Annotated in this window: 17 protein-coding genes; 10 read left to right on the top strand and 7 right to left on the bottom strand. The window is 57.7% G+C overall.

Going from position 1 to position 21,436, the window contains the following annotated elements; translation table 11 throughout:
• Window positions 1-28: 28 nt before the first annotated feature.
• Complete coding sequence (locus K5Y30_RS12990; RefSeq protein WP_222211673.1) at window positions 29-2,419, bottom strand: glucose/quinate/shikimate family membrane-bound PQQ-dependent dehydrogenase; 2,391 nt, start codon at window positions 2,417-2,419, stop codon at window positions 29-31.
• Window positions 2,420-2,703: 284 nt separating this feature from the next.
• Window positions 2,704-3,303, bottom strand: coding sequence for a hypothetical protein (locus tag K5Y30_RS12985; RefSeq protein WP_222211672.1), 600 nt, complete (start codon window positions 3,301-3,303; stop codon window positions 2,704-2,706).
• A 419-nt stretch (window positions 3,304-3,722) separates the two neighbouring features.
• On the opposite strand from K5Y30_RS12985, the gene K5Y30_RS12980 reads away from it, so the two are divergent.
• Window positions 3,723-4,961 carry an MFS transporter gene (locus K5Y30_RS12980; protein ID WP_101762348.1) on the top strand — a complete coding sequence of 413 codons (1,239 nt, stop codon included), beginning with the start codon at window positions 3,723-3,725 and terminating at the stop codon, window positions 4,959-4,961.
• 64 nt (window positions 4,962-5,025) lie between these two features.
• Here the strand turns inward: K5Y30_RS12980 and K5Y30_RS12975 are convergent, their stop codons facing one another.
• On the bottom strand, window positions 5,026-6,186 hold the full coding sequence (locus K5Y30_RS12975; protein WP_222211671.1) for a Gfo/Idh/MocA family protein: 1,161 nt from the start codon (window positions 6,184-6,186) through the stop codon (window positions 5,026-5,028).
• A 267-nt stretch (window positions 6,187-6,453) separates the two neighbouring features.
• On the opposite strand from K5Y30_RS12975, the gene K5Y30_RS12970 reads away from it, so the two are divergent.
• Together K5Y30_RS12970 and K5Y30_RS12965 are read left to right on the top strand one after the other, a co-directional pair.
• The gene (locus K5Y30_RS12970) at window positions 6,454-7,332 is read left to right on the top strand and encodes a BadF/BadG/BcrA/BcrD ATPase family protein (RefSeq protein ID WP_222211669.1); all 879 of its coding nucleotides are present in this window, start codon (window positions 6,454-6,456) and stop codon (window positions 7,330-7,332) included.
• A gap of 18 nt (window positions 7,333-7,350) precedes the next feature.
• Window positions 7,351-8,475 carry an ROK family transcriptional regulator gene (locus tag K5Y30_RS12965; protein WP_222211667.1) on the top strand — a complete coding sequence of 375 codons (1,125 nt, stop codon included), beginning with the start codon at window positions 7,351-7,353 and terminating at the stop codon, window positions 8,473-8,475.
• A gap of 78 nt (window positions 8,476-8,553) precedes the next feature.
• On the opposite strand, the gene K5Y30_RS12960 is transcribed toward K5Y30_RS12965, so the two are convergent.
• Both K5Y30_RS12960 and K5Y30_RS12955 read right to left on the bottom strand, forming a co-directional pair.
• Entirely contained in the window at window positions 8,554-9,645 is a 1,092-nt protein-coding gene (locus K5Y30_RS12960) for an ABC transporter ATP-binding protein (protein WP_101762344.1), read from the bottom strand.
• 13 nt (window positions 9,646-9,658) lie between these two features.
• Window positions 9,659-10,258 (bottom strand): GNAT family N-acetyltransferase, encoded by a 600-nt coding sequence (locus K5Y30_RS12955; protein ID WP_222185036.1) that lies wholly within the window; start codon window positions 10,256-10,258, stop codon window positions 9,659-9,661.
• A gap of 528 nt (window positions 10,259-10,786) precedes the next feature.
• Between K5Y30_RS12955 and K5Y30_RS12950 the strand changes: the two genes are divergently transcribed.
• The 4 genes from K5Y30_RS12950 to K5Y30_RS12935 all read left to right on the top strand — a co-directional run bounded on the left by K5Y30_RS12950 (window position 10,787) and on the right by K5Y30_RS12935 (window position 15,285).
• A complete protein-coding gene (locus tag K5Y30_RS12950) occupies window positions 10,787-12,130 on the top strand; it encodes an ABC transporter substrate-binding protein (RefSeq protein ID WP_008105576.1) in 1,344 nt (447 codons plus the stop codon).
• Between the two features lie 59 nt (window positions 12,131-12,189).
• Window positions 12,190-13,062, top strand: a complete 873-nt coding sequence (locus K5Y30_RS12945; RefSeq protein WP_154154622.1) for a carbohydrate ABC transporter permease — start codon at window positions 12,190-12,192, stop codon at window positions 13,060-13,062.
• The gene (locus K5Y30_RS12940) at window positions 13,062-13,877 is read left to right on the top strand and encodes a carbohydrate ABC transporter permease (protein ID WP_222185042.1); all 816 of its coding nucleotides are present in this window, start codon (window positions 13,062-13,064) and stop codon (window positions 13,875-13,877) included. Before K5Y30_RS12945 ends, K5Y30_RS12940 begins: the two co-directional genes overlap by 1 nt.
• Before the next feature lie 79 nt (window positions 13,878-13,956).
• Complete coding sequence (locus tag K5Y30_RS12935; protein ID WP_222211664.1) at window positions 13,957-15,285, top strand: glycoside hydrolase family 28 protein; 1,329 nt, start codon at window positions 13,957-13,959, stop codon at window positions 15,283-15,285.
• 76 nt (window positions 15,286-15,361) lie between these two features.
• Here the strand turns inward: K5Y30_RS12935 and K5Y30_RS12930 are convergent, their stop codons facing one another.
• A complete protein-coding gene (locus tag K5Y30_RS12930) occupies window positions 15,362-16,432 on the bottom strand; it encodes a tartrate dehydrogenase (protein ID WP_222185046.1) in 1,071 nt (356 codons plus the stop codon).
• Window positions 16,433-16,517: 85 nt separating this feature from the next.
• On the opposite strand from K5Y30_RS12930, the gene K5Y30_RS12925 reads away from it, so the two are divergent.
• Window positions 16,518-17,423 (top strand): LysR family transcriptional regulator, encoded by a 906-nt coding sequence (locus K5Y30_RS12925; protein ID WP_222185048.1) that lies wholly within the window; start codon window positions 16,518-16,520, stop codon window positions 17,421-17,423.
• A gap of 25 nt (window positions 17,424-17,448) precedes the next feature.
• On the opposite strand, the gene K5Y30_RS12920 is transcribed toward K5Y30_RS12925, so the two are convergent.
• Window positions 17,449-19,404: a sigma-54-dependent Fis family transcriptional regulator gene (locus K5Y30_RS12920; protein ID WP_222185050.1), complete on the bottom strand. Its 1,956-nt coding sequence runs from the start codon at window positions 19,402-19,404 to the stop codon at window positions 17,449-17,451.
• Between the two features lie 197 nt (window positions 19,405-19,601).
• Between K5Y30_RS12920 and K5Y30_RS12915 the strand changes: the two genes are divergently transcribed.
• Together K5Y30_RS12915 and K5Y30_RS12910 are read left to right on the top strand one after the other, a co-directional pair.
• Window positions 19,602-20,621 (top strand): Gfo/Idh/MocA family oxidoreductase, encoded by a 1,020-nt coding sequence (locus tag K5Y30_RS12915; RefSeq protein ID WP_222185052.1) that lies wholly within the window; start codon window positions 19,602-19,604, stop codon window positions 20,619-20,621.
• Entirely contained in the window at window positions 20,621-21,400 is a 780-nt protein-coding gene (locus tag K5Y30_RS12910) for a TIM barrel protein (RefSeq protein ID WP_222185054.1), read from the top strand. The genes K5Y30_RS12915 and K5Y30_RS12910 overlap by 1 nt, the downstream gene beginning before the upstream one ends.
• Window positions 21,401-21,436: the final 36 nt, after the last annotated feature.

Here is a 21,436-nt window from a genome sequence, read left to right as displayed (position 1 = left end):
GCCCGCTTTGTTACTTCAACGCGAAAACTTACTTCGCATCAGGCAGTGCATAAGCAATCACATAATCGCCCAGCTTGGTGCCAAACGAACCGTGACCACCGGCAGCGATAACAACGTACTGCTTGCCATCCACTTCATAGGTCATCGGCGTTGCCTGGCCGCCTGCTGGCAGACGTGCCTGCCACAACATTTCACCGGTGTTGGTGTCGAACGCACGCAGGTAGTTATCTGCGGTAGCACCAATGAAGAACACGTTACCGGCGGTGGTGATTGGGCCGCCCAGCATTGGCATACCCATTTTGAACGGCAGTGGCACTGGCGCGCTATCGCGAACCGTACCAATGCGTTTTTTCCACACGGTTTCGTTGGTCTTCAGATCAACTGCGGAGACATAGCCCCACGCCGGTTGTTTACATGGCAGACCAAACGGTGACAGGAACGGATTCAGTTCCACGCCGTACGGTACGCCGTACTGTGGCTGGATACCGGTTTCGGTACCTGAACCGCCTTTATCGTCAGCCGGTGGCTCGATCGGGTTGCCCGGACCGCGCGGAATCAGCTTCGACACAAACGGCAGCGCCATTGGGTTAGCAATCGCAATCTGACGATGTGGGTCAACTGCGATACCGCCCCATTCGAACATGCCAAGGTTGCCTGGGAACACCAGCGTACCTTGCTCAGACGGCGGGGTGAACGGGCCTTCATAGCGCAGACGCTTGAAGATCACACGGCACACCAGCTGGTCGTACAGGGTCGCGCCCCACATGTCCTTGTCCGTCAGATTCTGTTTCGGACGGAAGGTCAGTTCGGAGTACGGCTGAGTAGGTGCAACGTGGTCACCTTTGGCGGCGCCCTGTGGAACCGGAGTTTCCGGCGCAGGGACAACCGGCTCACCGGTACGACGATCCAGGACAAAGATGTTACCGGTTTTCGCCGGTGCATAAATCACCGGTACGGTTTTGCCATCTTTAGTCGTGATATCAGCCAGCGTCGGCTGCGACGGCAGGTCCATATCCCACAGATCGTGATGCACGGTCTGATATGACCACACCAGTTTACCGGTGGTGGCGTTCAGCGCCAGTACGCTGCTTGCATAACGTTCCTGCTCTGGTGTGCGGTTGCCGCCCCAGATATCTGGCGTTGACACACCCATCGGCAGGTAAACGATATCCAGTTTCGGATCGTACACCGCCGGTGCCCATGAGTTCGGTGAATTCATGGTGAAGCTGTGTTCATCCGCTGGAATCGCGTTTGGATCTTTCGCACCCGGATCGAACACCCACAGCAGTTTACCGGTGTTAACGTCGAAGCCACGGATGGCGCCTGACGGCTCACGGGTAGAGTAGTTATCGGTGACCGCACCCGCTACCACAATGGTGGTGTCGGTGATGACAGGCGGCGACGTCGGCTCATACTGGCCTGGCGTCAATACCGGCTGCTTGTGCTGCAGATCCAGTTCACCGTTGTTGCCAAAGGCAGCACAACGTTCACCGGTTTCCGCATCCAGAGCGAACATGCGGCCATCGTTTACCGGCAGGTAAATACGGCGCGAGCACAGCGCAGGTTGGGTATTAGCCGCATCAGCTGCAGCAGGGACTTCGTGGTAAGAAACGCCACGGCAGGTCACGTGCTGGAAGGTTGGATTCGGCTTCAGGCCCGGATCAAATTTCCACTTCTGCTTACCGGTTTTGGCATCCAGCGCAAACAGAATCTGGTGCGGTGAGCAGAGATACAGGGTGTCACGGATTTTGATTGGCGTGACTTCATCGGTGATTTCGCCCGGATCGTTTGGCGTCTTCAAATCGCCGGTCTGGAACTGCCAGGCAACCTGCAGCTCTTTCACATTACCGGCGTTGATCTGCTTCAGCGGGGAGAAGCGGGTGCCTTGCTGGTCACGCGCATACGCCGGCCAGTCAGCATCAGCGATGTTGCTCAGCGGCTGTGCCTGCGGAGCATTGGCTGCTGCCGCTGGAATTTCACCGTTCAGCTCTTGCGGATCGTGGAATACCGCCCACGCCAGCACCAGCACGCTGGCAAGCAGCGCCACTGACAGCAGCGCCAGAGCGCCTTTGCCGGCATTATTCAGACCGCGATACACAAACGGCAGAATCAGCCAGATGCCGAAGATCACCAGCACATCGGTACGCGGTGCCAGCGCCCAGAAGTCGAAACCGACTTCCCACACGCCCCACACCAGCGTTGCCAACAGCAGCAATGCGTACAGCAGTAATGCTGAGCCGCTACGGCGCCACAGCAGAATAGCGGTGATCAGCATGACCACACCGCCAATAACGTAGTACCAGGAACCACCAATGGCGGCTAACCAAACGCCACCAACCAGCATAAACGCGCCCGTCAGCAGTGCAAACAGCACTGTGAGAAAACGGATTACGCCAAAAGATGAGGAAGCTTTCCCCATAATATTGACCTCTTTCTTTGCCATTAAAAACTAAAAAGGAAACAACGCGTTGGGTTGCTTCCCGACATAGAGTACGAAATAACGAAACGGTTCGAGCGACGCTTTCCGTGCGGCGAGATGTTCCCTTTGCGTTAAATTTTATCTTAAAAACGTTAAAGGGTTTGATATTTTTAGTGCTTTACACTCGTTGAGGGGAAGTAGTGCGACATTTTATGAGGGAATAAAGGTGTTATGTCCGGTTAGATCGGGCCATAACACCTAAGAGCAACACTTCGTGTAAACGTTTACCCTTCAAACAGCGTGCTGCTGGTGCGTTGTTCCTGCCAGCCGCTCAAATTAAGTTGCGCATAGTGCTCAGCAGGCAACGTTAACTGTGGCGTACGTAATATTACTTCCACTTCTCTTTCACGACAGGATTCCAGCAGAAAGGGAAAGCTGAACTTGAGATAATTATCATTAAAAAACTCCTCGGTCAGCGCAATACCGCTAAAGGGAAACGCAGCGATATTCTTCCAGCAGGTGCCGGGCGGTGCCAAATCATAGAGCCAAAATGAGAAACGCTCTGCGGCCCTACGTAAAGCACTATCTTGCTGAACTAAATCGGCATAATTGATTGCCAGCTGTACATTCTCATCCTGCAGGCTGGAATAAATTTCCGGATCCTGTAAAAAACGCATAAGGTTATTTCCCGTTAACGGGATGATTATTAATTCGGGTGTATTCGGCAACTGATTATGCAGCGAAATTATGTTGCGTCCATTAAGTATTGCTGTGTTTTCCTGTTCGCAATGCATAAAGGGGGCTGAATAACACACGCCAGCTAGCGCCCCGTCGAAGCGATGGATGCGCTCAGTAACATAAGGATTATAAGAACTGTTTTCCATTTATCTCTGTGAATAAATTAATTAACTGGAGCGTCTTAATTATTATAAGGACGGCGGGATAATGAAATCTAAACACAGTCAATATAGATCGTTTTGTTTATCAAGATCACCTTTTTTTAACTGTCACTGATAGAGAGATATTAGGCGCCACGCAGGATGAATTAATCGGCTATTGCAACATTGGGAAACTTTTGGATATTTTCATCTCATAACCATCAGCCTGCTAATATTAAGAGCTCCACGCTTAGCTAATTTTTGGATAAGCTTCTGTTTTTAAACAGCACGGCTAGCCATTGCCTGGCTCAGTAAGATGCCGCACTCTGTGGCCTGAAAAAATAAAGCGGAAGCCGCAATGTGGCTTTTCACCAGGTTGGTGCAACGACGCTAACCGATGTAATTGTTTAGGATGGGATAAAACTATGGGTTCTCCAGTCTCCGCAGCAGAGGATTCATTGCTGCGGCACAGGTCGTTTGTCGCCTTTTGGTTGGCGCGCACCTGTTCATCGTTTGGTTTTCAAATGTTTTCGGTCGCGGTCAGCTGGCAAATCTACGCGCTGACCCACAGCGCGATGGCGCTCGGCATGATCGGTCTGATGCAGTTTCTGCCTTCTGTACTGCTGGCGCTGCCCGCCGGGCATCTGGCCGATCAGCTTGACCGTCGTCGTATCGTATTGCTCGGACAATTTATTGAGTGGCTGGCGCTGCTGGGGCTGGTTGCGCTCACGCTGATGAACTGGGCGGGCAAGATCGAGATTTGGGGATTGGTGTTTCTGATCTCCGTCGCCAAGGCGCTTGAGTGGCCAGCGATTACCTCGATGCTGCCGGCGCTGGTACCGCCGCCGATTCTGGCGCGCGCTATGGCCGCCAGTTCGGTGGGCGGACAGGCGGCGGTGATTATCGGCCCAACGCTCGGTGGCTTCCTATATGTCGCCGGTCCGGAAGTGGTGTATGGCGTCTCGGCGCTATTCTATCTGTTCTCCATCGTGCTGGTGAGCCGACTGCGCTACGAGCGGCCGCCGCAGGCGCGCTTGCCGATGAATCTGCCGAACCTGTTTGCTGGCGTGCGCTTTATCCGCGATCGCAAAGATGTGCTCGGCGTGATTTCACTTGATCTGTTTGCCGTGCTGCTAGGTGGCGCCACCGCGCTGCTGCCGATCTTCGCGCAAGATATCCTGCATACCGGGCCGTGGGGCTTGGGCATCCTGCGCGGCGCGCCGTCGGTCGGTGCGCTGCTGGTTGGCGTGTGGCTGAGTCGTCACAAGCTGGAAAAGAACGTCGGCATGATCATGTTCGGCTCGGTGGCCGGTTTTGGCGTTGCGACGCTGGTGTTCGCGCTCTCCACGCAGCTGTGGCTGTCGGTGATCGCGCTGGCGGCATTGGGCGGCTTCGATATGGTCAGCATGGTGATTCGCGGCGCGCTGGTGCAACTCGATACGCCGGATGACATGCGTGGCCGCGTGAATGCGGTCAACGCCATCTTCATTAATACCTCGAATCAGCTCGGCGAGTTTGAGTCAGGTTTACTGGCGGCATGGATGGGCGCAGTGCCCGCGGCGGCGATTGGTGGCATCGGCACGCTGATCGTGGTGGGCGTGTGGATGACGATTTTCCCGCATCTGCGTAAGCGGCAGAAGCTGGAAAACGAAACCGTTACCTAACTTCAACATCGCGCGATGAATCGCGCCGCTACGGATTGTAGCGGCGCAATTTATTGCGCGTGTCTTACGCGGTTGCTGCTTTCCCCAGGTTGGCGTCAAATTTTTTCCAACTCTCCGTCATATCCACCACGGTTTTCGATTTACGCGCTTCATCGATTTTGATCGCAGTGAGGCCCGCTTCCAGTGCGTCCACCACTGAAACCTTCAGCGGCGTTCCCTGTGTAATGTGTTTCACTATCTCTTCTGCCATCAGCGCATCCGCGCCGTAATGGCCGTCATAGGCGTTGCCGTCATACTCGGTATCCACTTCGCGTGCACCGGTGCGCGCGTTGTGCACGCGGAAGTAGTTACGCACGAAGTCACCTTCGGCCATGCCATCGGTGCCCATCACGCAGAAGCGGCGGAACTCATCCGGTACATTAAGGTTGGCGTGGAAGGCGAGGGTCGCGCCACCGGCATACTCAATCAGCGCGGTTTGGTAATCGACGATGTCGGCATCGCCGTCAAACACCGCATCGGTACTCGACCAGCCGCTCGGTTTAACGTGATACACCTCTGACTGCGCTGTTACCGCACCTTTAGGCGCGTGCTGTGGGGTGAAGTTTTTGCGTCCGCCAAAGCTGGCAACACGAACCGGACGCTCGCCGACCAAACCCTGGTAAAGATCGATATCGTGGCAGCATTTTTCCAGAATATACGGGCCGGCGTACTTCTCCAGACGACGCCAGTCGCGCTGGAAGAACGCACCGTGATACGGCTTGATGTGTTCGGTGGCTTCAATTGAGGTGATTTCGCCGAGGCGATTTTCATCACGCGCGGTGAGCAGGTCGCGATAGAGCGGCGAGTAGCGCAACACCAAACCGACCAGAATGCGCTCGTGACCATATTGCTGCACCAGCTGCGCCATCGCCATGGTCTGCTCTTCGTTGATCACCACCGGCTTCTCGGTGAACACCGTGTAGCCCGCCGCTAAGCCCTGACGAATGTGTTCAAGGTGCATAAAGTTCGGCGAACCCACCAGCAGCAGATCAAAGCCGCCGTGTTGCAGCAGCGCATCCACGCTAGCAAACGCGGTGCCCGCTTCGATGCCAAAGCTGTGCAGATTCGGTAATCCCGCCGGAGCGGGATCGACATAACCCACCACGGAAAACGCTGTGTCGGCTTTGTTGAACTCTTTCACCACATGGGAAAGACGAAAGCCCAGACCAATAATGCCCACTTTCATGTTGTACCCCTGAAGCCCGTTGCCTTTAAGCCGCCCGACCTGTCAGGCTGCTGATAATCTGACCGCTAACTTATTACGACAGAAAAACTAATGTCAATCCGTGTGGCGGATCTCAAATGGTGAAAAATTGTTATTCATTTGATTTATATAAATTTTAATTAACTATACGGATTGCCTATTTATTTATTATTGCGATTTAAGTTTTTTTCCCCTATCTTTCGCACATCTATAAGCGTCATACCGTTTCGGACTGGCAGGAGGAAGCGCGTGCAATCACTAATGCTGGGTATTGATGGCGGTGGTACGCACTGTCGTGGACGCCTGACCGACAGCGCCGGACGCCTGCTGGCGGAAGCCAAAGGCGGTCCCGCTAACGTCTGGTCGCAGTTTGATGCCGCCATCGTGGCCATTGATCAGGTCATTGACGATCTATTTACGCAGGCGAATTTACCCGTTGAAGCGCGCGACCGCACGGTGATCGTCGCCGGTTTGGCGGGCGCGAACGTCGCCTCGGTGCAAAGCCGTCTCGCCAGCTGGCAGCCACGCTGTCAGGCGCGCTATCTGTTTACCGATGTCGAAATCGCCTGTGCCGGTGCGCACGCCGGTGCGCCAGGCGCGGTGTTTATTATTGGCACCGGCAGCCAGGGCGCGGCCTGGGATGGCACGCACTTCACGCTGCTCGGCGGCTGGGGTTTTGCCCTGTCAGATGCCGGTTCGGGTGCGATTCTCGGCCAACGCGCGCTGCGGCTGGCGCTACTGGCGCACGAAGAGATTGTGCCCGCCTCGGCGTTAACGCAGCGCATCATGGCAAGCTATCAAAACAGCCCGGAACAGCTGCTGATGTGGTCGAAACAGGCGACACCCGCTGATTGGGGCCGCGTGGTGCCTGAGGTGTTCGCTGCCGCGCAGCAGGGCGATGTGAACGGCACAGCGCTGGTGCAGCAATCCGCCGCGGATATCGTGCAGATGGTGCAGCCGCTGCTGGCGCGCAGCCACGGCAAGCTGGCTTTGATGGGCGGATTAGCCGCGCCCATTCAGGCGTGGCTACCGGCGGATATCGCCGCGCTGCTGGTGCCGCCGCAGGGCGATGCGCTAAGCGGTGCGCTTCGCCTGGCCACGCAGTTCAGCCTGACACTTCCCGCTTAACTTCAGATAAAGAGGCTCATGAGCGCTCCCAACGTAACCGCGCGCATTCTGCGGCTGATTGTCGAAAATGCGCCTATTAGTCAATCCGATCTCAAAGTGCGCAGCGGCCTGAGCATGTCGACGGTGTCGCAAGCCACCAATCGTCTGCTGACCGGCGGCATCGTGCAGGAGTTAGGGCTGCGTCGCGTCTCGATGGGACGGCCCAAAACGCTGCTCGGCCTCAATCCGGATCACGCCAGCGTGGTGGGGATTCAGCTCAACGCCGAACGCAATCTGATGGTGCTGACCGATCTCAGCGGCAACATCATCGGCGAGCAGCAAATTCCTTCCGGCGCGATGACGCCCAAGCAGCTCGGCGATGCGCTGGCGAAGTTTTTGCGCGGCGTTGAGGGCAAAAAGGTTGGGGCGATTGGTCTGGCGCTGTCGGGCTTAGTCGATGCCAGCAACGGTGTTTGCGTGCTGTCACGCGCGCTGGGCTGGGATAACGTGCCGATTGCCCATCTGCTGGAAGAGCGCTTCTCGCTGCCGGTATTTATTGAAAATGACGCGAACGCGCTGGCAATGGCGGCGCTGGTGTTTGGTCAGCTCGGCCATGCGCAGTCGGCGGTGATTGCCACCTTTGGCAAAGGCATCGGCGCGGGAATTCTGCTTGATCGCCAGCTCTATCGCGGTCGTCACGGCAAAGCCGGAGAGATTGGCGTTTCGCTGCTGGGCGATGGTTCTGAGCGTCTGCTGGAGGATGTGGCGTCGTCACAGGCGATTCTGCAGCGCGTGGCGTCCACCAGCAAAGAAGAGGTGCCGCACACGCTGCGCGATCTCGATGTGCGTCCAACGCCGGAGGTGCTGAGCGCGCTGGCCGAGGCCGGGCAGCATTTGGGAATGTCGCTGGCGAATCTGTCGGTGGCTTACGATCCGGACGTGGTGTATCTGGCGATGGAGCCGCAAATGGCTTCGCGCATTTTGCTCGACCACGTTACGCAGAGTTTCCAGACTTACCGTTTGAAGCTGACGCCGCACATGACGCCGCTGCAGTTCCTTACGGAATCCAACCGCATGTGGGCGCAGGGCGCTGCCGGGTTTGCGGTGAATAAGCTGCTGGATTTGTTGGCCGCACAGGCCGATGAAGAGATCGCACCGCAATAATGAATCACGCGATAAATCCCCGCCCATTCTGTCGCGGCGCGATTTATCGCGCCGCGACGAAAAGATGCGGCTTTTACCTTATCTGAGTCGCAAACCCTGCTCATCAAACAATAAACAATGCTCGGCACGCAGCTGATAACTCAGCCGCTCGCCAATCGCGTGTTCCGCCACGTTACGCTCCTCAATCACCAGCAGCTTCTCTTCGCCAATATCGAGATAGAGATAATTGGTGTGTCCCAGCATCTCGCTAAACGACAACTCGCCGCTAAAACTCAGGACATCATCGTTGCTGCTCACTGGCTGGAAATGCTCTGGACGTACGCCCAGCGTGATTTTCTGCCCTTCGCGGCACGACGCGGCGATCGGCAACGTAAGCTGATTAATGCCCAGCGCCGGCACCCGCAGTTGCACCGCGCCCGGCGCGATCGCGGCCACTTCGGCAGTGAGGAAATTCATCTTCGGCGAGCCAATAAACCCGGCGACAAACAGGTTGTCGGGATCGCGATACAGCGCCATCGGTGCGCCGACCTGCTCAATGCGGCCCTGACGCAGCACCACGATGCGATCCGCCAGCGTCATCGCCTCCAGCTGATCGTGCGTCACGTAGATCATGGTGTTGCCCAGCGAAGCGTGCAGGCGAGCAATCTCAATGCGCATCTGCAAACGCAGCTCGGCATCGAGGTTCGACAGCGGCTCATCAAACAGAAAAATGCGCGGATGGCGGATTATCGCGCGGCCAATCGCCACACGTTGCCGCTGTCCGCCGGACAGCGCGCGCGGTAAGCGGTCAAGAAATTCGGTCAGATGCAGGCGCGCCGCGGTCTGTTTGATCGCCTGCTCAATTTCCGCTTTCGGGCGCTTCATCACTTCCAGCGGATAGGCCAGATTGCCGCGCACCGTCATGTTCGGGTAGAGCGCATAGGACTGAAATACCATGGCGATGCCGCGCTCGGTGGCGTGCTGATCGGTCATATCGGCGCCTTCAATCAGCAACTTACCGTCGGTGATCTCCTCCAGCCCGGCAATCATGCGCAGCAGCGTAGATTTCCCGCAGCCGGAAGGGCCGACAAACACCACGAATTCGCCGCTGTTAATGGTGAGATCGATGCCATGAATCACGTTTACATTTTCGTAGGACTTTTTAACGTTTTGCAGATGCAGGCTGGTCATGCGATGCCTCGACTCAGAGAAGTTGGCCCATATAAATGGCGTTGCTGCGCACAATCGGCGTGAAGCCAAGGCGCTGATAAAAGCCGCACACCTGCTCGTTCTGCAGGCTGACGCCGAGATAAACGCCCGGCACGCCCGCAGCACGCAGATCGTGTAGCAGCTGTTCAATCAGCTTGCGGCCCCAGCCACCTTGCTGCGCGGCGGGTAACAGATTGATGTGCAGATGCGCAGGCCACTGCGTCACCAGCTGATCCGCTGCCGCATCGGGCTGATGAATCGCTTCCAGCACTTTGCTGTCGAGCGGCGCCTGCGGCGCGTAATCGCGATACTGCTGTTGCAGCTGTGGCCACCAATCAGTATTCAACTTTGCTTCGAAGGCGCGCGTATCGGGCGCGGCGACCGCGTAGCCGACTACCTCGCCGTGCTGTTCCAGCACATAAGCAAATTCGGGCGCAAAGCGCGCGTAGGGAATGACAAAGCGCAGGCCGGGCAGCGCGGGATCGGAGTAGAGCGCGCTGGCATCGGTGCCGGCATTGGCGGTCTCTAAGCAGATGCGCGACAAGGCGGGAAAATCTGCCTCGCTGGCGCGACGAATAACACCTTCAGCCGTCATGGTGGAGCCTCTGTGGTCAGGAGATGAACAGATTTTACGGTAAAGAAAGCCGACTTAGTTTTCAAGGTGTAATAATTGCGCTGGCGCACAAAGCTGATGCGAACTATAACCACAAAGCATGACTGGGCGGCTGACAAACTCACGCGCAACGCCGGTATGAGCGCTGGTTGAAAGCACATTGCCTTTCGCTCACCTATTGCTGTGATGATAACTATAGGATTTTCGTATGCTCTATCAGTGAGTTAATGCGTCTCTCTTGGCTGAGTGATTTATACCGATGCTCAGGCTTTACTGTGCGGCGCTGTCCGGTTTGCGCGCTGAATCGCAGCATCCTCTGCTGTTCTGGCGGCTTTTCTTCTTACTCTTTGCACTGTATCACAGAGCAAAAATTCCGCAGTGGTGATGTTTGACTTTCTTTTGTGCATAAAGTAAGTATGAATTATGTGCGTTGTCGCTGCTGAATCAACCTGCCGGGAATCGCAGGTGTCGAGATGAAGGGATGCCAGTCATCTGTTGGAGAAACCGAGCATGATGTGTGATTCAACCAATCGTCCTTCCCGTTTGCAAAGTTCACTGCGCACCGTGTCGCGTCTGGTCTCCGCCGGGATTCTGCTCGGTGCGACCATGGCAGCCGCGCAGGCCGTTACCCTGAATGAGTGGGACATTTACAACTATCCGCAGCAGACCGAAGCGGTGGATGAAGCGGTAAAAGCGTTCCAGCAAAAGAATCCGGGCATTGTGATTCAGCGTTCGGTGCACTCCTTCGAAGACACGCGCATTCCACTTAAGCTGGCGCTGACCGCCGGTGACGGCCCGCAAATCGCCCAGGTGAATCAGGGCGGCGGCGATATGGGCTCGCTGGTGAAAGACAAGCTGCTGTGGCCGTTGGATGATTACGCCAAAACTTACGGCTGGACCACGCGCTTCCCGGATTCGATCCTGAAACGTAACCGCTGGTCAGATAAACAAGATTTCGGCAGCGGCAAACTCTACGGCGTGGCGAGCCTTGGCGAAATGGTGGGTTTGTACTACAACAAAGCGCTGCTGGATAAAGCCGGTGTTGCGGTGCCTAAAACCTTGCCGGAACTCGAACAGGCGATGGAGAAACTCAAAGCCGCTGGCACACCGCCGATGATGCTCGGCCTGCTCGACGGCAACATGGGCCAGCAGCTGCTCAGCACCTTGTGGGAAGCGCAGATTGAGAGCAGTGACCGGAAAAAACTCGACGATCTGATTTACGACGTAGGCGGCACGTTTAAAGACGACAAGCTGGTGAAAGCCGCCAACCTGATGAAAGGCTGGAACGACAAAGGCTATCTGTTCCCCGGCTTCCAGGGCATTGGGCACGACGATGCCGCGACCCTGTTCCAGAACGGTCAGGCAGCGTTCCTGGTGAGCGGAACCTGGTATCTCGGCCAGTTTAAAGACAACAAAGATCTGCACTTCGCTGCGATGCCAGCGGGCGAGGGCGTGCAGCATCCGCTGATGGTGGGTGGCACCGATCTGGCGTTCTCCATCACCAGCACCGCCAAAGACAAAGCGCAGCAGGATGCCGCAGCGAAGTTCATCGATTACATCGTCTCAGATGAGATGGCGAACCGCTGGCTGAAAGTGGGCTTCCTGCCGGCCGGCACCAGCAAAAATGCGCAGATTCCGGCGGATAACCCGCTGCTGGCAGAAGCGTATCAGGTGTGGGTGACGCTGAATGACAACGATGGTCTCGGCCATTATCTCGACTGGGCCACGCCAACCATGAACGCCGAGCTGAATCAGAATGTGCAGCTGCTGCTGGCGGGACGTCAAACCGCCGACCAGATGGTGATCAACTTCGATAACAACTATCAACGTTACCTGAAAACCCTCAAGCACTGATGACGTACGGCCCGGCGCAAGTGGCCGGGCCGCGAACAGGCCCGCAAGCGAGTACGGTTATGCTGAATAAATCTGCCTGGCGCAATGCGCTCTATCTTCTGCCCGCGGTGCTGGTATATGCGGTGTTTCTGCTGCTGCCGCTGTTGGCCTCGTTAGGGATCAGCTTCACCGAATGGGACGGCACCTCGTGGCCGATTTTCATCGGCATGGGTAACTATCTGCGCATGTTCCAGGATCCGGTGTTCTGGGTGGCGCTCGGCAATAATGCCTTGCTGATGCTGTTCTACACGCTGTTTCCAATTGGCGTTGGACTGCTGCTGTGCAGCTTCCTGTATGAGACGCGCAATAACAAAGAGCGTAGCGTGCTGCGTATTCTCTTCTTCCTGCCGTACATCATGCCGATGGCGGTGCTCGGCGTGGTATGGCGCTGGCTGTATAACCCGGCGTTTGGCCCTATCGATCAGTTTCTGCGCGCCATCGGTTTGCCACAGCTGGCGAAGTCATGGCTGGGGGATTTTACCTGGGCGCTGCCCGCGGTCGGTTTTGTCGCCACCTGGTACTTCTTCGGTTTCTGCCTGGTGCTGTTTATGGCTGGCTTGCAACGCATGGATCCGTCGCTGCTGGAAGCGGCCGATCTCGATGGTTCATCACGCCGCCAGAAATTTATGCGCATCACGCTGCCGTCGCTGCGTCCGGAACTGCGTATCGCGCTGCTGCTGACGGTGATCGCCAGCCTGAAAGCCTTTGATCTGGTTTACGTGATGACGCAAGGCGGGCCGGGCACGTCCACTATGGTGACCAACATCTTTATGTATAAGCAGGGCTTTGACCTGCACTACTTCGGCTATGCCTCCGCCGTGGCGGTGTTCAGTATGCTGATTGTGTTAATGATCAACGGCTTAATTCATCTATGTCTACGGGAGCGTCACTGATGCGCGGCACGCCAACTGTCTCACGCGCGCTGATCTGGATTGTCGCGTTGATGACCATCCTGCCGTTTTTAATGGCGCTGATGACCTCGTTCAAAACCCAGATGGAGCTGTTTCAGGGCGTGTTCACTTTGCCCTCATCAATCAATTTTAAAAACTATGTCACCGCGTGGCAGCAGGGACATTTCAACGTCTACTTCATGAACTCGGTGCTGGTGGTGATTCCGGTGGTGATCTGCAGCATTCTGCTCGGCATTCTGGCGGGATTCGGTTTCGCCTGGCTGAAGATCCCCGGCAAAACGATGGTTGCCGCGCTGCTGGGCCTTGGCATGGTGCTGCCGAGTGAGGCCTTTATTATTCCGCTCTATCACGAGCTGCGCTGGATGGGCCTCACCAATACCTATTTGGCGCTGATACTGCCGCAAATCGCCCTGTCGCTGCCGTTTACCACGCTGATGATTGCCACCGCGTTGCAGCAGGTGCCGCGCGAGCTGGTGGAAGCGGCAGTGATGGATGGTGCCTCACGCCGCAAAATTCTCTGGGGCCTACTGGTGCCGGCGATTTGGCCGACGCTGTCCACGCTGGCGCTGCTGCTGTTCATCTGGACGTGGAACGAGTTCCTTATCCCGCTGATTCTGGTGAATAAAGATGAGCTGCGCACCTTGCCGATCGGCATGATGTTTTTCCAGAACAAAAACACCATCGATATTCCGGTGCTGATGGCGGGCGCGATGATTGTCATCCTGCCGCTGGTGGCGGTGTTCCTGGTGTTCCAGCGCAAATTTATCAGCGGCGTCACCGAAGGCGCGGTGAAATAACCATCTTGTCCACCAGCAAAAGGTTTTGGTCATGCGGCGCGTGCTGCAATAGCGCATCGCCGCTATTCAGGAGAACCGCATGCACGTTTCACTGGCTGATTTCTATCCCATCGCCGATGGCGAAACGCTGGATACACACTGCTTCCAGCGCGCACTCAATCATCTGGCAACGCGCGGCGGCGGCACCTTATCAGTGCCGCCTGGCCGCTATCATCTCGGCACGCTAACGCTGGGTTCCAACATTAATCTGCATCTCGAAGCGGGCGCCACGTTGCTCGCCAGCTCACGCGTTGAGGATTATCAGCAGCAGCTGGCACAGAGCCAGGCTGAACTGTCGCAGCATGTGCTGCTGTACGCCGTCGGGCAGCGCAATATCAGCATCAGTGGCAAAGGGGTGATCGACGGTAAAGGCGATGCGTGGTTTGCTGCGGAAAAGGACGAGCAGGGTTATCGCCTGCCGCGTGCGCAGCGCCCGCGCATCGTGGTGTTTGAGGATTGCGAGCAGGTGACGCTGCAAGATTTCACCATCATCCAGGCGCCGATGTGGACGGTACATCTGGTGAGTTGCCGCCATGTACATGTCGACCATCTCACCATCAATAACAGCATGAGCATGCCGAACACCGATGCGTTGGATATCGACAGCTGTGAAGCGGTGTTTGTCAGCAACAGCTACCTGAGCGCGGCCGATGATGCCATCTGCATCAAAACCAGCCAAAAACCCGCGCATCTGCGACGTGCCGCGCGACAAATCATGATCAGCAACTGCCTGCTGCGTTCCTACAGCTGCGCGTTCAAAATCGGCACCGAAACCTTCGACGACGTGGAAGATGTCACCGTCTCCGGCTGCACCATCTTTGATTCCAACCGCGCGATTGGCTTGCTGTCGCGCGATGGCGGCCAGTTCCGCCGGTTGCTGTTCAGCAATATCACGCTGGCCTGCCGTCACGCGCCGCCGTGCCATTGGGGGAAGGCTGATGCGCTGTTTGTTTCAGTGCGCGCGCGTGATCCAGCGATAGCGCCGGGCAGCATTGAGCAACTGCAATTCAGCAACGTCAGCGGTGTGATGGAAGGGGCAATTAACCTGCATGCGGAACAGCCGGGACAGATTCGTGATGTGATGCTGACGAATGTGCAGCTGCGGCAAGTGGTGGCGACAGGTGCGGATCAAGGGCATTACGATGTGCGCCCGCCGTGTAATCCGGAATCGCCGACCGGCATGGGCCTCGACAATGCGTACAAGTTGGATAGCGCATCCGGTTTAGCGTACGGCGTCGCCGCTTATCCGGATGGCTTGCCGGGCGTGTTTGCGCGCGGCGTGGAGAATCTGCAGTTAAATAACGTGGCGATTACGCGTCCGCAGCCGTTGCCGCCCGGCTGGCATGCGGAAACGGTGCAGATTTCGTAGGGTGCGCACCTGTAGTGAGGTCGCCATAAATGGCGACCCTACAACGGCATGGCGGGCATTTATGCGCACCTGGATATTACAGCGCCTGTGCGATAGCCGCGCCCAGCTCCTCGGTTGACGCGCTGCCGCCAAGGTCGCGCGTCAGGCTGTTGCCCGTTGCCAGCGTGCGCTCGATGGCATCCAACACCGCCGCGCCCGCTTCGGCGTAACCGAGATGCTCCAGCATCATCGCGCCGCACCAAATCTGGCCAATCGGGTTGGCAACGCCTTTACCGGCGATATCGGGCGCCGATCCATGCACCGGCTCGAACAGGCTGGGGAATTTACCTTCCGGGTTGATGTTGGCCGAGGGCGCAATGCCAATGGTGCCGGTACAAGCCGGGCCGAGATCCGACAGGATGTCGCCAAACAGGTTGCTTGCCACCACCACGTCGAACCAATCCGGGTGCAGCACGAAGTTGGCGGTAAGAATATCAATATGATATTTATCGACTTTCACTTCAGGATAGCTCGGTGCCATCGCTTCCACGCGGCTGTCCCAATACGGCATGGTAATGGCGATGCCGTTGGATTTCGTAGCAGAAGTAAGATGCTTTTTCGGGCGCTTTTGCGCCAGTTCGTAGGCAAATTTCAGGATGCGATCGACGCCAATGCGCGTCATCACCGTTTCCTGAATCACCACTTCACGATCGGTGTCGGGGAACATGGTGCCGCCCACCGACGAGTATTCGCCCTCGGTGTTTTCACGCACCACGTAGAAATCGATATCGCCCGGCTGACGATTGGCCAGCGGCGCTTTGACGCCCGGCATCAGGCGCACCGGGCGCAGGTTGACGTACTGATCAAACTCGCGACGGAACTGCAGCAGCGATCCCCACAGCGACACGTGATCCGGCACCACATCCGGCCAGCCCACCGCGCCAAAGTAGATGGCATCGAACTGGCTGAGCGTGGCGAACCAGTCATCGGGCAGCATTTTGCCGTGCTGCTGCCAATATTCGGCGCTGGCGAAATCAAACCATTGCCACTCCAGCGCAATATCAAATTTCTTTGCCGCTGCATCCATCACGCGGATGCCTTCCGGCATTACTTCTTTGCCAATGCCATCGCCAGGGATGACGGCGATTTTATAGGTTTTGCCGCTCATAGAGGTTCTCGCAGGTTGCTGTTGATGTTCTGTACGCAGTATAACCCTGCATCTGTGGGAAATAATTAGCCTGAGCGATAAGCCAATGTTGAATAAAAGTAGAGAATCGCGCACTTCAACCGACGATCTGGCCTTCTTCGTGCGCGTGGCGGCGCTGGACAGCTTAACCGCCGCCGCACGCGAACTCGGCTTATCGTTACCGGCGGTGAGTAAGCGGCTGAGCCAGCTTGAGCAGCGGCTGGGCGTGCAGCTGCTTAAGCGCACCACGCGGCGGCTGGAGCTGACGGCGGAGGGCAAACGCTATCTGGAGGGTGCGCGTCCGCTGCTCGATCAGCTAGCGGAGCTGGAAGAGTCGGTGAGCAGCCAAACGTCGGTGCTGCGCGGCTCGCTCAACATCAACGCCTCTTTCGGCTTTGGTCGACGTCACGTCGCACCTTGCGTGTCACGTTTTGCCGCGCTGCATCCGGAATTGGCGATGAGTTTGCAGCTCAGCAGCCAGCCGCTCAATTTTCTTGATGCGCGCGTGGACATTGATATCCGCGTCGGCGAGCCGCCCGATGCGCGACTTATCGCCCGTAAGCTGCGCACCAATCCGCGCGTGCTGTGCTGCTCGCCAGCGTATGCCGCGCGCCACGGCATGCCTGCCAGCATCGCCGCGTTGGCGCAGCACAACTGCATTTTGCTGCGCCAGTTTGACAGTGATTTCGCGCTGTGGCGTTTAGGCGATGGCACCCAGCAGCTGACGCAGAAGGTGCGCGGCAGCTTAATCACCAACGATGGTGAAGTGGCGATGCAAATGGCGTTGGATGGGCACGGCATTCTGTTGCGTTCGTGGTGGGATGCGCAGCACAGCATCAAGCGCGGTGAATTGTTGCACGTGCTGCCAGCGTGGAGCGCCGCCGATGGCGATATTTTTGCCGTTTGGCAGCCGCAGCGTCAGCTGCCGGCGCGGATTAGTGCGTTTGTGGATTTTTTGCAGGTGGCGTTGTAGATGGGCGAGGGTAAGCAAGCCGCACCTACCCACGCCGCAATCCCGCCACATCCACCTGCCACTGATTCAGCTTGTTATACAGCGCGGTGCGTGAAATCCCCAGCAGCTGCGCGGACTGGCGCAGGTTGCCTTTTTGCTCGCGCACCACCTGCATCACATGCTGACGCTCATTCTCCTGCAGCGAGGTCAGTTCGCTGGCGACAGGCGCGCTACGCTGCACCATCTCTTCCGGCAGATCGTGGCGATCAATCTCCAGCCCTTCACACAAATTCACCATGCGCTCGACCAGATTTTCCAGCTCGCGCACGTTACCGGGCCAATGCCACGCCTGTAAAAAGCTCATCGCCTCGGTGGAGAGCTGCGGCGCGATGCGCTTCAGCCGGGTGCAGAGCGCCTGAATAAAGGTATTCACCAGGCCGGGAATATCCTCCTGACGCTCGCGCAGCGGCGGGATCTCCAGCGAAATCACATTCAGGCGATAGTAGAGATCGCGGCGGAACGCGCCTTTTTCCACCGCATCCAGCAGATTGCAGTGGGTAGCGGCGATGATGCGCACGTTGACCTTGATGGGATGGGCCGCGCCGATTCGCACCACTTCGCCCTCCTGCAGCACGCGCAGCAGGCTGGTTTGCGCCTCGAGCGGCATCTCGCCAATCTCATCAAGGAACAAGGTACCGCCATCCGCCAGCTCAAATTTGCCCGCCGAGCCACCGCGCCGCGATCCGGTAAAAGCGCCGTCGACATAGCCAAACAGTTCGCTCTGCACCAAATCACGCGGCAGCGCGCCGCAGTTCAGCGCGATAAACGCTTCCTGCTGGCGCGGACTGGCGTTGTGAATCGCCTGCGCAAACAGCTCTTTGCCGGTGCCGCTTTCGCCGGTTAATAACACCGTGCTGTCGCTGCGGCTGCTGGCGCGCGCTTTCTGAATCGCTTGCAGCACGCGCGGCGCGTGCCCGCGAATCATCTCAAAGGTGTAGCTGGCGCCCACGCCCATCACGCGGCGCGTAATGGCGCGGATACGTTGATTCTCGCGCAGCGATAGCACGCGGCCACCGTCGGGTGCGGGCATCAGCGAAATCAGGCAGGAAAGCGGATTCACGCCATCCGGCATAAATTGCAGCTCGCGGTCATTGCAAAACGGCATGGTGAGCAGCGATCCGCCTTGCGGTTGCAGCAGCACGTCGATCGGCCCGGCGCTGGGATCGAGGCCGCTAAAGATCTGGCGCGCATAGCGGTTCAGCGTTTTGATGCGGCCGTGACGATCGCAGACGATCACGCCTTCGTTCAGGGTTTCGAGGATCGACTGCTGCTCGGCCAGCAAACGGCGCAGCATCAGCTGCTGACCAACCGCTTCGGCTGCCGCCTGCACCGTGCCGAGCGTATGCGCATTAAAGTTGTCGGGCGTTGCGGTCAGCGTTAGCACGCCCAGCAGCTGGCCGCTGGCATCGCGCACCGGTGCGGCAGCACATTGGCGATGGCGTTTGCGCAGATCGAGCTTCCAGTTTTCGCCGCTCAGCACATACACCAGCCGCTGTTCAATCAGGCAGCGCGCGGTGCAGTTGGTGCCGAGCACCTCTTCGCGCAGGATGCTGCCGACCGGCGTCAGATCCGCGCCGCAGAAGTGCAGCGTCACGCCTTGCGCATCGGTCAGATTGATGTGGCCATCCGGGTTATACGCCAGCAGGTTTTCCATGATGCTGCGCGCCACGAGGATCAACTCGGCGTTATGCTCAAGGATCGCCGCCAGTTCTGCGGCGGGCGGCGAGACATAGGTAAAGGTGGCGGGATCGATCGCGCGCTGCTGCGATCGTTGCCACGACTGCAAAATGCTGTGCCGCATCCAGCCGGGCTGTTCACCGCGTTCGAAGCTGTGCCAGCCCTGCCACAACAACGTGTCCCATTCGCCCACCTCCGCGCTGTCCGGCAAGCTGAAGATCGGATCGCTCTCATCTTTAAACGGCAAACGCTCACTGGCACGCATGTCACACTCCTGATCAAGATGGAATGTCCATTTTATTTACATGTGAAGTTGACATGTAAATTTTGTTGCCAGATTGTGAGCTATATCTGTGTTATGCCTCACATAAAACGCGGTGCTGCAGTTGGCATCGCCTTTGCACTAGCGATTGCACATCCCTGCGCTCGAATGAGCATATCCAAAACAATAAGGACTAGGTCATGACATTTCATCTTAAGCCAGTACGCGTCGGCCTGATTGGCGCCGGACGCATGGGCAGCTTCCACGCGGAAAACCTGGCCTGGCGCGTGCCGGGTGCGATCCTCGCAGCGGTGGCCGATCCGCAACCGGGCGCGGCCGACGCGCTGACCAATAAGCTCGGCGTCGCTAAAGCCTATAGCGATCTGCATGCGCTGCTGCAGGATCCCGAAATTGAGGCGGTGGCGATTGCCGCACCGGCGCGTACCCACGCCGAATGGGTGATCGCTGCCGCGAAGGCGGGCAAGCATGTGTTCTGCGAGAAGCCGATGGCGGTGACGCTGGATGAGGCGGATCGCGCTATTGCCGCCGCGAAAGCGGCTGGCGTGGTGTTGCAGGTCGGTTTTAACCGCCGCTTTGATTCCGGCTTTGCTGCAGCGATCGCGGCGGTGAAAGCGGGTGAAAATGGCACCACGCAGCTGAGCCGATCGCTGACGCGCGATCCGGGCCTGCACGATCCTTCGCGTATCCCGCAGTGGACGATCTTCCTTGAAACGCTGATCCACGATTTCGACACGCTGCTGCACTTCAACCCTGGCGCGAAGCCGGTGGAAGTCTATGCGCTGGCCGATGCGCTGGTGCGTCCGGATTTCAAAGACAAAGGCTTGCTCGACACCTCGGTGGTTACCATCCGCTTTGATAACGGCGCGATCGCCACCGCTGAAGCCAACTTCCAGGCGGTATACGGCTACGATGTGCGCGGCGAAGTGTTCGGCAGCAAAGGCATGTTGCAGGCGGGCCACATCAACGCCAATCACTGCGTGCGCTATCACCAGAATGGCATCGCGATTGAAACCTCACGCATGGATTCAGACCTGCTGCGCGAAGCCTATGTGGCGGAGATGGCCGAGTTTGCCCGCTGCATTCGCAGTGGCGAAATGCCGCGCGCCACCGGTGAGGATGCGCGTAACGCGCTGGAAATCGCGCTGGCCTGTATTGATTCGGTGCAGCAGCAGCAACCCATCAAATTGGGAGGTCGCTAATGGCCGGTTATCAGCTTTCGGTATGTGCCGAAATGGTGTTTCTCGATCTGCCTTTTGTCGAGCGCGTGAAACGCATTCATGAACTGGGCTTTGGCGTCGAAATCTGGGGCTGGGCCAACAAAGATATCGATGCGCTGGCGGCGACCGGCGCGCGTTTCACCTCGATGACCGGCTACCTCAGCGGCAACCTGACTGATGATGACGAGATTCAGCAGCTGCTGCAAAGTGCCGAAGCGTCGCTGGCGGTGGCCGAGCGGCTCAACTGTCCGGCGTTAAACCTGCATGGCACCGGGCTGGACGACAAAGGTTTGCCGGTTAAACCGGTAGAAGTGGTTACCGGCGCGATGTGGCTGAAAGCGGCCGACACGCTGCGCAAAGTGGCGCAGCTCGGCGAGCGCGCCGGACGCGTCTTCACGCTGGAGAACCTTAACTTGCCGATTGATCATCCCGGCACGCCGTTCGCCTTGGCCGCCGACACGCTGGCGCTGGTGGAAGCGGTTAACAGTCCGGCGCTGAAGATGAACCTCGACCTGTATCACGCGCAGATTGGCGAAGGCAATTTGATCGAACTTATTCGCCGCTGTGATTCGGCGATTGGTGAGATTCAGGTGGCCGATGTGCCGGGGCGTCAGCAGCCGGGCACCGGCGAGATTAACTATCGCGCCATCGCCCGTGCGCTACACGATGTCGGCTATCAGGGCACCGTGGCGCTGGAAGGCTGGGCCAGCGGTGAAAGCAATGCCGCGCTGCAGCAGTTCCGCGATCATTTCACCCTTTAGCTGTTCTGCCGCCGGGTATTTGCCTGTTGCCCGGCG

This window comes from Pantoea sp. DY-5 (assembly GCF_019795955.1).
In the GTDB taxonomy this organism is placed as follows: Bacteria; Pseudomonadota; Gammaproteobacteria; order Enterobacterales; family Enterobacteriaceae; genus Pantoea; species Pantoea leporis.
This window is presented reverse-complemented; position numbering and strand designations above follow the sequence as displayed.